The following is a 14,932-nucleotide window of genomic DNA, read 5'->3' as shown; positions in this document are numbered from 1 at the left end:
ATGGCACAAAATTCAGTAACAGTAGAACAATTAGTGGCTAACACGCGTCTTAAAATTGTTGCAGGTGAGCAATTTCTTGACAGAGAAATCACGACGGCGGACATTTCACGTCCTGGACTGGAAATGACTGGTTATTTCAACTATTACGCACCAGAGCGTGTTCAGTTGTTAGGAATTACAGAAACTTCCTTTTCAGAACGTATGAATCATGACGAATTGTTGATGGTGTATCGACGAATGGCTGATACGACAACACCAGCGTTTGTTGTGTCAACTGGTTTACCGATTAGTGACGAGTTGAAACAAGCGGCACAAGAAGCACATATTCCAATCTTGACTTCAACGCTAACATCATCTCGTATTTTATCAAATATGACTTATTATCTTGGCGGACAATTAGCCCCACGAGAAAATGTCCACGGTGTTTTGATTGATGTCCATGGTCTTGGTGTATTGATTACAGGTGATGCCGGTATAGGAAAAACGGAATCTGCACTTGAGTTAATTCAACAAGGTAAAGCAAGGTTGGTGGCTGATGATCGTGTTGATATTTATCAAGAAGATGAAGAGCGCCTAATTGGTGAACCAAACGGTGTTTTACGAAACATGATGGAAGTTCGTGGCGTAGGCATCATTGATGTGCAACAAGTTTATGGTGCCGTATCTGTTCGGTCACATGCTACCATCGCTCTGAATATTCATCTTTCAAATGGTAAAATTGGTGAAGCCAATTTTGATCGATTAGGAAATGATAATGATTCATTAGAAATTATGGGTGTTCAAATCAAGCGTATGGTGGTTCCAGTGACGCCAGGACGTAATACAGCTAGTGTAATTGATGCAGCTGCCGTTAAATTTAGAACCGCAAATATGGGTATTGACGCGTTACAAACATTAGAGCAACGTATGACAGCTGAAATGGCGAAGAACGAAAAAATTGATGCAGCAGGTGACAAAAATGACTAAAATTGCCATATTGGGCGCCGGATCATGGGGAACAGCTTTGGCTAATGTTGTTGCCGAAAATCATCAAGAAGTGCGTTTGTGGACCCATAACGCTGATCAGGCCAGAGAAATAAGCAATCAGCATACAAATCAAAAATATCTACCAAAAGCAATATTAAATGAGCGTTTGATGGCTACTGACAATATGGCACTAGCCGTCTCTGACGTTGACGTTGTGCTCAGCGTTGTGCCAACCAAAGCAGTTCGTGAAGTCGCACATCAACTAGCAGATGTCTTGGCAAAACAAAATCATCGTGTTATTTTGGCACATGCAACAAAAGGTTTAGAGCCTGTGACATTTAAACGCATTTCAGAAATGTTGGCTGAGGAAGTACCGGCACAATACCGTACTGCTTTGGCGATGCTGTCAGGTCCGTCACACGCTGAAGATGTTATTAAACATGATTTGACAGCTGTTTCAATTGCCAGTGATGATCCTAAAGCTGCTGAACTGATCCAAGCGATTTTTGCAAATGATGTCTTTAGACCTTATACGAACCACGATTTATTAGGTTCTGAATTAGCTTCTGCGTTAAAAAATATTATCGCGATTGGCTCTGGCGCATTGATTGGCTTAGGCTATGGCGCTAATGCACAAGCGGCATTGCTAACACGTGGATTAGTAGAAATGCGCGCTTTGGGTCAGGCAATGGGTGCTAAACCCGAAACTTTTTTGGGGCTGGCTGGCATTGGCGATTTGATTGTGACAGGCATGTCGCCAAATTCAAGAAACTATCGAGCAGGTCGAGAATTAGGTTCTGGTAAATCGTTAGCTGAAGTGGAAGAGGCTATGGGAATGGTCATTGAGGGTGTTAGCACGACTAAAGCTGTTTATGAGTTTTCTGTGCAACATCAAGTGGATATGCCTATTACAAAAGCAATTTATCAAGTGTTATATGAACAACTACCATTGCAAAGTGCGATTGCGCAATTAATGCAACGAAATTTGCGCAGTGAAGATTAAAGAAAAGAGAAAAATTATGAAACCAGTACGTAAGGCAATTATTCCAGCAGCAGGGTTAGGTACACGTTTTCTACCTGCAACAAAAGCATTAGCAAAAGAAATGCTACCAATTGTTGACACACCAACAATTGAATATATTGTAAGAGAAGCAATTGAATCTGGCATTGAAGATATTGTTATCGTGGACGGTAAGTCAAAGCGTTCAATTGAAGATCATTTTGATTCAAATCCTGAACTGGAAAATAATTTGCGGGAAAAGGGTAAGGATGCTTTACTGAAAGTTGTTGAAGAAACAACAGATATCAATATGTATTTCATACGTCAATCACATCCTAAAGGCCTAGGTGACGCTGTATTGACAGCCAAGGCTTTCATTGGTGACGAGCCTTTTGTTGTGTTACTTGGTGATGATTTGATGCAAGATGAAGTGCCACTGACAAAGCAGTTGATTGAGCGTTATGAAGAAACTGGAGAATCAACTTTGGCCGTGATGAAGGTGCCTCATGATCAAGTATCTGAATATGGTGTGATTGATCCGGCGGCTCAAGTTAACGATGACGGTCTATACCGTGTTAAGAGTTTTGTGGAAAAGCCAAAGCCAGAAGAAGCACCTTCAGATTTAGCTATTATTGGACGTTACTTGCTAACACCAGAAATTTTTGAAGAATTGGAAAATACAAAGCCTGGTAAGGGCAACGAAATTCAATTGACAGACGCAATTGATTCTTTGAATAATCGCCAACATGTATATGCTCATGAATTCAAGGGTAGTCGTTACGATATTGGCTCAAAGATTGGTTTCTTAGAGACAAATATTGAATTTGGCTTGAAACACCCACAGACTAAAGATGCACTGCGCGCTTACATCAAGGAGTTAGCGGCTAAACTTTAATCACTAAAAAACGAGACTAGTTCTCGTTTTTTCATATTCATTATTAAAATATCTAATGACAGGTTTTGCCCTCGACATTTCATATAATAACGAGTACAATAGTCTTAACAAAAAGTAAGTGTAGGTGTGGTGATGCCAGAAAATATTAAAATATATGATGTTATTATCGTTGGAGCAGGTCCTGCCGGCATGACAGCAGCGACCTATGCTTCACGTGCCAATTTATCAGTTCTAATGCTTGATCGTGGTATTTATGGCGGTCAAATGAATAATACGGCTGAAGTTGAAAATTATCCTGGTTTTGATTCGATTTTAGGACCCGATTTAGCTGAAAAAATGTATTCATCATCAACACAATTCGGTGCTGAATATGGTTTTGGGACAGTCGAACGTGTTGAATTAAAGGATGACTTGAAGTATATTCATACTGACATGGACGATTATGTCGCCAAAGCGGTTATCATCGCGACCGGCTCTGAGCATATTCACTTAGGAGCTGATGGCGAGGAAGAATATCAAGGTCGTGGCGTGAGTTATTGTGCAGTCTGTGATGGTGCGTTCTTCCGTGATGAGAATGTTGTTGTTGTTGGTGGTGGTGATTCAGCAATTGAAGAGGGACTTTATCTTACTAATTTGGCAAAGTCTGTTACTGTTCTACATCGTCGTGATAAACTGCGTGCACAACAAATTATTCAAGATCGGGCATTTGCGAATCCAAAAATGTCATTTATGTGGCATACAGAAGTGGAAGCGATTACTGGTGATGATGACAAAATCACAGGACTTGATATTATTAATAATCAAACACAGGAAAAAGCACATATTGATGCAGCAGGTGTCTTTGTTTACGTTGGATTAAAAGCAAATACACAAGGTTTCGAGAATCTCGACATTACCGACTCTGAGGGATGGATATTAACTGATGAGAAGATGCAGACAGCAATTCCTGGTATCTTCGCAGTAGGAGACGTCAGAGTCAAAGATTTGCGACAGATTACGACGGCTGTTGGTGATGGTGGCTTGGCTGGACAAGGAGTCTATGACTACATCAGCCATTTAGAAACCACTGTTCAGACGATCACAACTGAATGAAAAATGCGCACATCACTGTGCGTATTTTTTATTGATTTAATTTAGAAAATAAAAAAGCGCCAATAGGCGCTTTTTGCTTATTTAACTATTTCGCAAAATTCTACAATAACCCCATCAGGTCCTTGTAAGTTAAAGAACTTGATTCCTTTTTCCCAAAATGGCAAATGTTGCACCTCGGTGTTAAGCAAATCAAATCCTTCCGCTTTTGCTGCCACAAAAGCGGCATCAGCATCAGTTGTATCCATTGAAATATGATTGATTGCACCTGGTTTACCAACAACTTCATCTCCTGCCCAAGTTTCGATGACTAAGTTGCCACGTTGCATGAAGATAACTTTACCAACGGGGAAATCGCCAGTCTTTTTAAAGCCCAGCTTTGTCCAAAAAGCCTCTGATTTTGCCAAAGATGACGTAGGAATACCAATGTGCTGTACGCCACTATAATAGTCTGAAAATGCCATAATAATACCTTTCTAGTAGTATTGCTACTGATATGTTCATTTTACAAAATAATTGTTTTAATTACCAACATCTATTGCCTGATGCTTTAAATTCTTGAAGACATATTTATCTGCAATGCCCGTAATGCCGCCTTGAAATAGGAATGCGAAAATAGTACCTAAACCGAAATTATACAAATTAGGTAAAGTAATTACAAAAGCAATGATTGCAAAAATCGTTGGTGGAATGTAAGATGCCCACATGGCTTTGAAAGCTGACCCATGAAAGTATTTGAAACGCAAGATTTGCATTAAATCATCGGCTGGGTGTAATACTAAATTCACACGTTGATAAATCGAAATGGCAACGGCAATGAAGGCGACACCAATAAAATTAATTACTGTATACAACACAGTTGCTGCCACTGAATTAGCATTTGGCATAATTTGATTGAAAATATTTGAAAACCATTGAATAAAAATTGAAAATGGTAACATAAACAAGAAATTACCAATAATACGATGCCAATCTAACTTTTTCATCAATAGCGCATTTAGAAATGAAATAAGCATGCCGAGAACTAGGAATGCCCAAAATAAAACAAGTGAATTATTTCCTAGTAAGGCTTGACCTAGATTAGCCTCTGCAGCTGTCCAATAAGCTGATCCCAAAAAAGCGGGTTTTATATGTGAAGCTGTGACGAGCGTCAAAACATTTCCCATCGCATTTAAAATCAATGAAATGCCAAAAAACATAAGTGATTTGCTCATTGAAATGCTTCGTGGATTATGATGTCGCGCATTTTCTGCCATCTTATGCCTCTTCGCCACCAACCTTGACGACTGCCTTGGAAACGACACCTAATTTACCATTCACAAAATCATCTACAGTCTGGTAATCTAGTTCGTGAGACATCAACGATTCAACGTCTAACTTGCCTGATGATAACAATGCCAATGAATCTTCAAAGGCGTTTGGATTGATAAATGATCCTTGAATCGTCAATTGCTTTTGGAAGACTTCATAAGTGTTCATTTGGAACTTTGCGTCGGGGCCACCAACACCAAACATCAAAACTTGAGCACCACGGGCTGAAGCCTCAATGGCTGCTTCTTGTGTTTGTGGTAAACCAACTGCTTCAACGACAACATCATAAGTACCTTCAGGAATTTTATCACCATCTTTGGTATTGTACGTATTTTTCACGCCAAACTTTTCTTTGTTCATAGCGAGCTTTTCAGGAACAATACCAGCCAAGTCGACTTGGTGAATACCATAAGCTTGCAAAATTTGAACAAAAAGCTCACCCATGAAGCCATCACCAATAACCAATGCCTTTTGGTAAGGTGTCACTTTAAGTAGTTGAATACCGTGAACCGCACATGAAATAGGCTCAACAACGGCAGCTGACTTAAGTGAAACGTTATCAGGAATTTGGTAAACAACTGATGCAGGTGCCGTGAAGTATTCCTCAAATCCACCATTACGTGTAACACCAACAGCCGACAAGTTTTCGCAAAGTTCTGGACGTGCAGTACGGCAATACTTGCATTGGCCACAGTAAATATTAGGATCAATTGTTACACGATCACCAACAGCAACGTTTGTAACATCAGAACCAATCTCAGCTACAACACCGGAATTTTCATGACCCAACACAATTGGTGGCACAGCATCTGCTGAGCCGGGAAGGCCGGCATACAAAGCGTGATCAGTACCACAAATACCAGCGAATGCCGTATGAATCAAAACTTCATTGGGTTTTACCTCAGGCTTTTCAATGTTCTCAACCTCTAATTTTTTTGTACCAGTTAACACAAGTGCTTCCATGTTTGTTCTCCTTTTTTATTTGTGATTAAATTAACTTACGAGGACAATGGTAAACCTTTAGCACGACAAAGTCAAACGTTTATCACATTTATTTTAGTAAGGGGAATAGACCATGTGATAGAATATTAAGAGAGTATGGAGGATTGCAATGGTTGCAAAATTAAGTGATGTTGCGGCGTTAGCTGGTGTTTCAGTAACAACGGTATCGCGCGTCATCAATAACTATGGTTCATTAAGCCAAAAAACAATTAATAAAGTTCACGAAGCTATGCGAGAGTTGCATTATCAACCTAATGCCATGGCGCGTTCGCTGCAAGGAAAATCATCGCAATTTATCGGATTGATTTTTCCGAACATGGAAAATCCCTTTTTTACAGCTTTGGCGAGTGAGATTGAGCAACAGCTATTTGAGTTAGGGTATAAGGTCATTATTGCAACTTCAGCTAATAATGTTGAAAAAGAGCGTCAGTACCTTCAAATGTTGGCTGCGAATCAAGTCGAAGGTATCATTACTTCTTCACATAATTTGGGTATTGGTGAGTATCAAAACACCTTTTTACCAATTGTTTCTTACGATCGTTACTTGGCAGATAACGTGCCAATTGTTAGCGAGGATAATGAACAAGGTGGCTATTTAGCTGGTGAGTATCTATTGTCTACTGGTGCAAAAAGGTTATTAATGTTAAGTGATGATGATGGCTCAGAATCACCAACCCATCAACGGTACGCAGGATTTTTACGTGCTACACAACAGAATTCGATTCCTGTTGTCAGACAAAATTATAGTTTACAAGGGTTTGCTACAAGTAAGGACATCGACAATATGGTGTCTTATATCATTAAGAATGGCATTGAGGGGGTCTTTGCCTATAATGATGTGGCTGCTATTCAACTAGAAAATGCTTTGCAGAAGGCTGGTAAAAGAGTGCCAGAGGATATTAACATTATTGGATACGACGGGACACCAATTGTCCGGCGTTTGCATCCAAATTTGCCAACAATTGTTCAACCGATTGCAGCGGCTGCATCACAGTTAATAGAGGTATTATTTGCACTGATTAAAACACCAAGAACAACAATGACGCCTGATAGTTTGCTGCCAGTGTCACTGTATTTACCAAAAGACTAATTTTTGGTAACATTTCGGAGGGGAAAATGTTTCTAAATTCACTCACTGCATTGCCCAACTGGCTAGAACATTTAATCGCCAGTGATCATCATTTCACATTAGCAGCATTTGGTATCATGTTTGTATTGATATTTATTGAGACTGCTGGGATTGTGACAGGATTTATTCCTGGTGATACGATTTTGATTACAGTAGGAAGTTTGGCTGGCGCCCATCATAATATTGGTGAATTGCTTTTGGTTATTGGCATTTTTGCAATTGCTTCTTTTTTAGGAGATGCTGTTAATTATTGGTTGGGCGCGTTCATTACGACACAAGTCGCTAAAATACCCTGGGTTAAAAAATATTCACACAGTAGTTTGACTGATGAAATCGCTAAAGATTTTCATCCCAAGAGATGGTTGCTATTCGTTGTGTTAGGCCGCTTTTTACCCTTTATTCGCGTTGCTGTGCCATTATTAGCACATCGTTTGGGGTTAGCCTTTCCAGTTTATTTACGAATGGCTGCTTTTGCTAGTATTTTATGGTCAGCCAGTATTGTCTCAATTGGTTATTTTGTAGGCCATTTGGAGATTCCAAAGTCCGTGACTGTGACTATTTTTATCGTAATTGCTGTGATAGCAATTACTGTTTTAAGAATGCAAAAGTTTAGAAACTGGATTTTGGCGTTGTTCACACGGAAATAATTTTGTTATAATTTAAGAAAATGGGAAAAGAAGGTTAATCATGAGTTATCAAGAAAAACTGGCACAGTGGCAATCAGCAAATTTGCCTGACTATTTGGCAACTGATTTGGCATCATATTCAGCAGAAGAACAGGAAGATGCTTTCTATCAAAACTTGAGTTTTGGTACTGCAGGCATGCGTGGCTTACTTGGGGCTGGTACTAATCGCATGAACATTTATACTGTTCGTCAGGTAACTGAAGCATTGGCGCGCTATATTACTTCACAAGGGGATGCGGCAAAACAGCGTGGCGTGGCAATCAGTTTTGACTCGCGTCATTTTTCTCCTGAGTTTGCTGCAGATGCTTCACAGGTACTCTCTGCGCATGGTATCAAGAGTTATTTATTTACATCATTGCGCCCAACACCTGAACTATCATTTGCCGTACGTGAATTGAAAGCGTTTGCCGGCATCATGATTACTGCCTCACATAATCCTAAAGAATACAATGGTTATAAGGTTTATGGTGAAGATGGGGGCCAAATGGTTCCCGACGCTGTTGCAGCAGTTGTGAAAGAGTTGGAAGGTATTACTGATATTTTTGATATTTCATTGGATGAGAAAAGCGCCAATGTTCAAATGATTGATGACGATATTGATAACCTCTACTTATCAAAAATGAAAACAGTAACAGTTGATCCTGAACTAGTTGCACGTGAAGGGACTTCACTAAAGTTTGTTTATTCACCACTTCATGGTACGGGCCAATATATTGGTGAAAAGGCACTGCAACAGGCTGGTTTCACTAACTATACTGTTGTTAAAGAACAAGCTGTGATTGATGGTGATTTCCCGACGGTCAAAAAGCCTAATCCTGAGGATGCAGCAGCCTTAACACTTGCGATTGAATATGCAAAGCGCGAAGGGGCAGACGCGGTTGTCGCTACTGATCCGGATGCCGATCGTATGGGCGCTGCGGTTAAATTGTCAGATGGTAGTTTCCAAGTGCTTACTGGCAATCAAATTGCTGCTGTATTAGTTAATTATCTTTTGACGGCTAAGAAAAATACGCAGTCATTACCCGAAAATGGTGCTATTGTAACTTCAATTGTCTCATCAAGATTTGCATCAACTGTTGCTGAAAGTTTCGGTGTTGTGACGGCAGATGTTTTGACCGGATTTAAGTATATTGCAGCAACAATTGATGAATTTGAAGCAACGAAATCACACGAATTTTTGTTTGGTTTTGAAGAGAGTTTTGGCTACTTGGTGAAGCCTTTTGCTCATGATAAAGACGCGATTCAGGCACTCGTATTATTTGCCGAAGTGGCTGCATACTACAAGTCTCAGGGTAAAACTTTTGCAGATGGCGTTCACGAACTATTTGAAAAGTTTGGTTATTTTGAAGAAAAAACCATTAGTTTAGACTTTCCGGGTATTCATGGCAATGATGAAATGGCAACTATTATTTCTGAATTCCGTGATAATCAGCCAAAACCAATCGGTGAGGTCAGTGTAACACGCGTACAAGATTTCTTATCTTCAATAGAAACTGATAATACGGGTGAAACAGTGGCACTCAAGCAACCTAAAGCTAATGTTTTGAAATATTGGCTAGCAGATGGATCATGGGTTGCGGTTCGACCTTCCGGTACAGAACCAAAACTAAAGTTCTATATTGGTGTTGTTTCGGATGCACAAGCTACTTCTCAAGCTAAAATTGATAAAATTGCCAGTGATTTAATGACCCACGCTAAGTAGTACTAGACACAAGGGGCTATGTCTGCTATACTGTTACATGGCTATTAATTGCCATATTAACGGTAATCCGCTGTGCGTTTAGCCTACGGGCAAGTGCAAGATTGTCGAATAGGAGAATGACCAATGCGTCAAAATAGTATTTTAGAAAATGTAACATCAGCACAATTGCGTACTGATATTCCTGAATTCCGTGCCGGTGACACTGTTAAAGTGTATGCTAAAATTGTTGAAGGTTCACGCGAACGTATTCAGTTGTTTGAAGGTGTTGTAATTAAGCGTAAGGGTGCTGGCATCCAAGCTACTTACACTGTTCGTAAGATTTCTTCAGGTGTTGGTGTGGAACGTACTTTCCCACTGCACTCACCACGTGTTGACAAGATTGAAGTTGTGCGCTTTGGTCAAGTTCGCCGTGCAAAGTTGTACTACTTGCGTGCATTGCAAGGTAAGGCAGCTCGTATTAAAGAACGTCGTCGCGACGTTTAAATTACTGAAAAAGCATCTCAATTTGAGATGCTTTTTTTTGCGACAAAATTTGACCTAAAATATGAATTGTGTGATAAAATGAAAGCGGTTACAGAAAATAGCATATTATTTAGGAGAATGCATATGATGTCATTTGTTGTATTAGGATCGGGAATCCTATTTTTATTAGTATTGATTATTAAGTTTAAAATCAATACTTTTATTTCGCTGATTTTAACCGCTGCTTTAGTTGGCGCTGGATTAGGTATGCCGCTTGATCAAATTCCAACATCGATTCAAAATGGTATTGGGTCATCGCTCGGTGAGTTGGCAATCGTGTTTGGTTTTGGCGCGGTGTTAGGCAGGTTGGTAGCTGATGCTGGCGGTGCTTATCGCATTGCTCACACACTAATTGCCAAATTTGGGAAAAAGCGTGTTCAGTTAGCCATTATGGTTGCGGCCTTTATCATCGGTATTGCGTTATTCTTTGAAGTTGGTATGGTTTTATTGATTCCGATTGTCTTTGCAATCGCTTTAGAAGCGTCGGTGCCATTACTTTACCTCGGTATTCCAATGGCCGCTGCGCTGTCAGTAACGCATGGTTTTTGCCACCGCATCCAGCACCAACAGCTATTGCGGGCGCACTAGGTGCTAATCCTGGGACTGTGTTGGTTTATGGCCTAATTGTGGCTATTCCAGCTGCCATTGTGGCTGGACCTATTTTCACAAAATTAGCACAAAAATTTGCACCAGATGCTTTTGTGGTCAAAAAACAACTGACTGCTTTTGGACAACAAAAAGCATTTCAGATTGATGAGACGCCTAGCTTTGGTATTTCAGTTTTAACGTCGTTGTTTCCTGTTTTATTGATGGGGATTACAACAGTTTATACTATTATCTACAATGATGGCCAACCTTTTAAAAATCCAAAGGGTATTGACGCTTTTATTACTATGATTGGCAACCCGGTTGCCGCAATGATTATTTCTTTGGTATTTGCTTTGTGGGCAATGGGCTGGCACCAAGGCCGTGCAACGAAAGATATGATGGTAACGGTTGAAGATGCGGTTAAATCAATCGCTATGTTATTGTTGATTATTGGTGGTGGTGCCGCTTTCAAGCAAATCTTGATTGATGGTGGTATTTCAAAACAAATTTCGGATTTGTTCATTCATTCAGCAATTTCGCCTCTAATCTTGGCGTGGTTAATTACTGTATTATTACGTGTTGCATTGGGATCGGCTACGGTAGCTGCCTTAACCGCGGCAGGACTCGTTCAACCATTAATGGCTGCTTCAGGCATCAATCCGGCATTGATGGTATTGGTGATTGGTGCAGGTTCGTTAGCATTTTCACATGTAAATGATGCTGGTTTTTGGATGTTCAAAGAGTATTTTGATTTAAATGTTAAGCAAACACTACAGATATGGACAGTATTAGAGACGATCATCGCTGTCGTAGGGCTGGGGATGGCCCTGATATTGAATCTTATTGTGTAATTGTTAACTTATGTGACAACCTTTAACGTAATTTTTCTGTAACGTTTTTGTCAAAATGTAGATACGTTTTTTTGTCATAGTTGGTCTATAATAGAAACATACTCAAATAACATTTGAGTTTCATTACTCCCCCCCAGTAATGTTTCAATCAGTTCCCCCAATTACTGATTGAACACCGATAGCTTCGGCTATCAATCCCCTTGACCATCCCCCTCTTAGGTCAAGGGATTTTTTATTACAAAAAAATATCATAATAAAAGCCGCTAATTTAGACATGTGAGAAGAAAATGGAAAACTTTCTTTATTGTCAAAAAATTAGTGGCTTATTTATTTTGATTTGGTTGAGAGGGCACATTGAATGGATCAATTTCTTCACCAGACAAAGCGCTTAGACTTGAGTGTTCTTCGGTCGGCATCAATGTGTCATCGAAATTAAAAGCTAAGAGAGAATCGGTAATAGATTGTTCGCGGGAGATATCATCATCATTGCGAACCTCAACCATAGTTGCATTTTCGGTTGTATCATGAGTTTTCTTTAAGAAAGTTTCACGAGCGGCAACACGTTGCTTAATATCTTCTACGTTAACTGTTTCGGTTAAGTCTGTTACAACTTCAAATGACACGCCTTCATTTTTTTTGAGATATTTAAAGTTTGCCTCAGCGATAGCACCCGTTTGAACCTCAAGCTGTTGTGCCAAAAAACCTGCTTCTAGGCTAAAATCAGCGTTTTTATTCAAACTAAGACGTTGTTTGACTAAATCGCCGGTCAATTCCCAACGTTGATTTTTACTATCTTGAGACTTGATCTCGAGATCGCCGAAAGCTGCATCAGCAAAAAATTCTTTGACAGAAGTTAAAGTGTCAGTTGGAAATTGGCGTGCAATTTCTTTTCCAGCCCAGTACAGAATGTGAGGATAGTCTTCTTGTAATAAATTAACGAGTAAACCATCCCGCAAAAGACTAAGCGCGAAGCTATTAACTTGAAAATTTGTTTGTAAAATTTTATCGTAATCGTTGATGTCCATAAGTGCGGTAATCCTTTCATTTCATTATACACAATTATGACTGTGAAATGCTTGCATTTTTAATTAAGCCGTTCATAATTAATAATATGAATAAAAATAATCCAATTGGGTTCCTTGATTCTGGAATTGGTGGTTTAACTGTTGTTAAAGCCGCCCAAGAACAACTACCCAACGAACAATTTATGTATATTGGCGATACAGCACGTATGCCGTATGGCCCACGGCCAGCTCAAGAAGTGATTGATTATACTTTTCAGATGGCCAATTTTTTGATTGAAACAAAACATATTAAGTTACTTGTGATTGCTTGTAATACAGCAACAGCCCGGGCATTACCATTGCTGCAAGCCGAGTTATCAATTCCTGTCATTGGTGTGATTCAATCTGGTGCTGAAGCAGCTGTTCGTATGACTAAAAGTAATCATATTGGTTTAATTGCCACGCAAGGTACGGTAACGAGTGGTATTTATGAAAAAGAAATGGCTAAATTGGCACCAAACGTTGTCATACAAGCCCAGCCGGAGCCTGATTTTGTCACTTTGGTTGAAAACGATGACTATCAGTCTGAACACGCCAAAGAATTAGTGGCAAATCACTTAAGTCATTTCACTGATAACACAGTTGATACGCTTATTCTAGGGTGCACACACTTTCCGCTTTTAGCACCGTTTATACAATCAGCCGTGGGAAGTCAAGTCAAGCTAATTGATGCTGGTGCTGAAACAGTGACAGTTGTTAACCAATATCTTGACACCCACAACCTGCATTCAGATGTTGTTCATGGACATGATCATGATATTTATCATACAACGGGTGATAAAGTACTGTTCGAAAAAATTGCGACGAACTGGTTGTCACGAGCACAGCCACTGGATGTTCGTCATCTAGTTATAACCAATAATCATTTAGAGGACGAAAGCGTATGAAAAGACTGATCATTGCCAGTAATAATGAACACAAAATGCAAGAACTAGAATCAATATTACGTGATATCAATGTTGATTTGAAAGTCGTACCGTTGCGTGAATTAGATAAAGTACCAGAAATCATTGAGGATGGTCAAACATTTGAAGAAAATGCCACAAAAAAAGTTACCACAATCGCAAAAATCGCGCCTAATGACTACATTTTAGCTGATGATTCAGGTTTGACGATTGATGCATTAAATGGTGAACCGGGTGTTTATTCTGCTAGATATGCAGGCGATCATGATGATGACGCAAATATCGAAAAAGTTTTCTCCAAGATGGGTGATACTACCAACCGCGCGGCACATTTTCACAGTGTGATTGTATTGTTATCGCCTAACGGGCAACGGCTGGTCACCTCTGGTATCATTGACGGTGTGATTACAACGCAACGACATGGTGATAATGGATTTGGCTATGATCCCATTTTTTGGGTGCCACAGTTCAACCGAACTTTTGCTGAATTAACGGCTTCAGAAAAAAATGCTGTTAGTCATCGCGGCCTTGCGTTACAGTCACTTGGCAAGCAATTACCACAATGGTTGGCTGAAAATTAAGTTTAGCAATGAAAGGGTAAGTCATAATTATGAGTCAATTTTTAATCGTATCAGACATTCATGGTGATCGTAGCATTTTTTTGGATATTTTAGAACATTGGCAATCTCAAGTTGATGGTATTTTTTATAATGGTGATTCGGAATTATCTGCTGATGATAAAGTGTTTGAAGGCGTTTCTACCGTGATTGGCAATATGGATGGGGATCCCGATTTCGTTGATGCACGTTCAACAACGATTGATGGCATTACCTTTTTCCAAACACATGGTCACCTGTATGATGCTACTTCTTTATTAGGTTGGGCTAATTTACAACAAATGAATCAGGCAGCAGATAAGGCGCACGCGCAAGTGGTGCTTTTTGGACATACGCATAAAGAAGGCGCTGTTACCTATCAAGGTAAGCTATTTATTAATCCTGGCTCTACCACTATTCCCAAAGGATTACACGCTAACTTGGGTGGTACGTATGCTATTTTGACAGTTAGTGACAAACAATATACAGTGAAGTTTTATAATCGTCGACATGAGGATTTGTCTGATTTGACAGTGATTGTTGCACGGTAATAGTAACGTGTTGTGGATTATCCATTCTTTTTAAAAAGCCATTTTATCGTCGATAGAATGGCTTTTTTACGTTGT

Annotated in this window: 15 protein-coding genes and 1 pseudogene; 12 read left to right on the top strand and 4 right to left on the bottom strand. The window is 39.7% G+C overall.

All coding sequences use genetic code 11. The features are described 5' to 3' along the window. From hprK to trxB, 4 genes are all read left to right on the top strand, one after another. On the top strand, nucleotides 1-966 hold the full coding sequence (gene hprK, locus BMG01_RS00250) for an HPr(Ser) kinase/phosphatase (RefSeq protein WP_004913291.1): 966 nt from the start codon (nucleotides 1-3) through the stop codon (nucleotides 964-966). Beyond that, on the top strand, nucleotides 959-1,969 hold the full coding sequence (locus BMG01_RS00245; protein ID WP_004913295.1) for an NAD(P)H-dependent glycerol-3-phosphate dehydrogenase: 1,011 nt from the start codon (nucleotides 959-961) through the stop codon (nucleotides 1,967-1,969). The genes hprK and BMG01_RS00245 overlap by 8 nt, the downstream gene beginning before the upstream one ends. 16 nt (nucleotides 1,970-1,985) lie before the next feature. Next, nucleotides 1,986-2,861 carry a UTP--glucose-1-phosphate uridylyltransferase GalU gene (galU, locus tag BMG01_RS00240; RefSeq protein ID WP_004913298.1) on the top strand — a complete coding sequence of 292 codons (876 nt, stop codon included), beginning with the start codon at nucleotides 1,986-1,988 and terminating at the stop codon, nucleotides 2,859-2,861. Nucleotides 2,862-2,993: 132 nt separating this feature from the next. After that, complete coding sequence (gene trxB / locus BMG01_RS00235) at nucleotides 2,994-3,953, top strand: thioredoxin-disulfide reductase (RefSeq protein ID WP_004913300.1); 960 nt, start codon at nucleotides 2,994-2,996, stop codon at nucleotides 3,951-3,953. A gap of 77 nt (nucleotides 3,954-4,030) precedes the next feature. Here the strand turns inward: trxB and BMG01_RS00230 are convergent, their stop codons facing one another. The 3 genes from BMG01_RS00230 to BMG01_RS00220 are packed head-to-tail and all read right to left on the bottom strand — an operon-like array spanning nucleotide 4,031 to nucleotide 6,224. Continuing rightward, nucleotides 4,031-4,414 carry a VOC family protein gene (locus BMG01_RS00230; protein WP_004913303.1) on the bottom strand — a complete coding sequence of 128 codons (384 nt, stop codon included), beginning with the start codon at nucleotides 4,412-4,414 and terminating at the stop codon, nucleotides 4,031-4,033. A 57-nt stretch (nucleotides 4,415-4,471) separates the two neighbouring features. Next, the gene (locus BMG01_RS00225; RefSeq protein WP_004913307.1) at nucleotides 4,472-5,206 is read right to left on the bottom strand and encodes a hypothetical protein; all 735 of its coding nucleotides are present in this window, start codon (nucleotides 5,204-5,206) and stop codon (nucleotides 4,472-4,474) included. A gap of 1 nt (nucleotide 5,207) precedes the next feature. Then, complete coding sequence (locus BMG01_RS00220; protein WP_004913310.1) at nucleotides 5,208-6,224, bottom strand: zinc-dependent alcohol dehydrogenase family protein; 1,017 nt, start codon at nucleotides 6,222-6,224, stop codon at nucleotides 5,208-5,210. Nucleotides 6,225-6,372: 148 nt separating this feature from the next. On the opposite strand from BMG01_RS00220, the gene BMG01_RS00215 reads away from it, so the two are divergent. The 5 genes and pseudogenes from BMG01_RS00215 (at nucleotide 6,373) to BMG01_RS00195 (ending at nucleotide 11,741) form a co-directional block, all read left to right on the top strand. Further along, entirely contained in the window at nucleotides 6,373-7,353 is a 981-nt protein-coding gene (locus BMG01_RS00215) for a LacI family DNA-binding transcriptional regulator (protein WP_004913313.1), read from the top strand. Between the two features lie 26 nt (nucleotides 7,354-7,379). Further along, on the top strand, nucleotides 7,380-8,039 hold the full coding sequence (locus BMG01_RS00210) for a DedA family protein (protein WP_004913315.1): 660 nt from the start codon (nucleotides 7,380-7,382) through the stop codon (nucleotides 8,037-8,039). Between the two features lie 40 nt (nucleotides 8,040-8,079). Beyond that, the gene (locus BMG01_RS00205; protein ID WP_004913319.1) at nucleotides 8,080-9,780 is read left to right on the top strand and encodes a phospho-sugar mutase; all 1,701 of its coding nucleotides are present in this window, start codon (nucleotides 8,080-8,082) and stop codon (nucleotides 9,778-9,780) included. A 123-nt stretch (nucleotides 9,781-9,903) separates the two neighbouring features. Beyond that, nucleotides 9,904-10,263: a 50S ribosomal protein L19 gene (gene rplS / locus BMG01_RS00200; protein ID WP_004913322.1), complete on the top strand. Its 360-nt coding sequence runs from the start codon at nucleotides 9,904-9,906 to the stop codon at nucleotides 10,261-10,263. Between the two features lie 126 nt (nucleotides 10,264-10,389). After that, nucleotides 10,390-11,741 (top strand): annotated as a pseudogene (locus BMG01_RS00195) (gluconate:H+ symporter). Between the two features lie 323 nt (nucleotides 11,742-12,064). Here BMG01_RS00195 and BMG01_RS00190 read toward each other — a convergent pair. Further along, nucleotides 12,065-12,766, bottom strand: coding sequence for a YslB family protein (locus tag BMG01_RS00190; protein ID WP_004913330.1), 702 nt, complete (start codon nucleotides 12,764-12,766; stop codon nucleotides 12,065-12,067). A gap of 86 nt (nucleotides 12,767-12,852) precedes the next feature. Here BMG01_RS00190 and murI point away from each other — a divergent pair, with 86 nt between their 5' ends. Genes murI through BMG01_RS00175 form a run of 3 tightly spaced genes read left to right on the top strand, consistent with a single transcriptional unit; the run spans nucleotide 12,853 to nucleotide 14,857 of the window. After that, complete coding sequence (gene murI / locus BMG01_RS00185; RefSeq protein WP_004913333.1) at nucleotides 12,853-13,692, top strand: glutamate racemase; 840 nt, start codon at nucleotides 12,853-12,855, stop codon at nucleotides 13,690-13,692. After that, nucleotides 13,689-14,291, top strand: a complete 603-nt coding sequence (locus BMG01_RS00180) for an XTP/dITP diphosphatase (RefSeq protein ID WP_004913335.1) — start codon at nucleotides 13,689-13,691, stop codon at nucleotides 14,289-14,291. The genes murI and BMG01_RS00180 overlap by 4 nt, the downstream gene beginning before the upstream one ends. A gap of 29 nt (nucleotides 14,292-14,320) precedes the next feature. Then, nucleotides 14,321-14,857, top strand: a complete 537-nt coding sequence (locus BMG01_RS00175) for a YfcE family phosphodiesterase (protein WP_036067714.1) — start codon at nucleotides 14,321-14,323, stop codon at nucleotides 14,855-14,857. The last annotated feature ends 75 nt before the right edge of the window (nucleotides 14,858-14,932 follow it).

It is taken from the genome of Leuconostoc sp. BM2 (genome assembly GCF_002095565.1).
GTDB classification, from domain to species: Bacteria; Bacillota; Bacilli; order Lactobacillales; family Lactobacillaceae; genus Leuconostoc; species Leuconostoc falkenbergense.
This window is presented reverse-complemented; position numbering and strand designations above follow the sequence as displayed.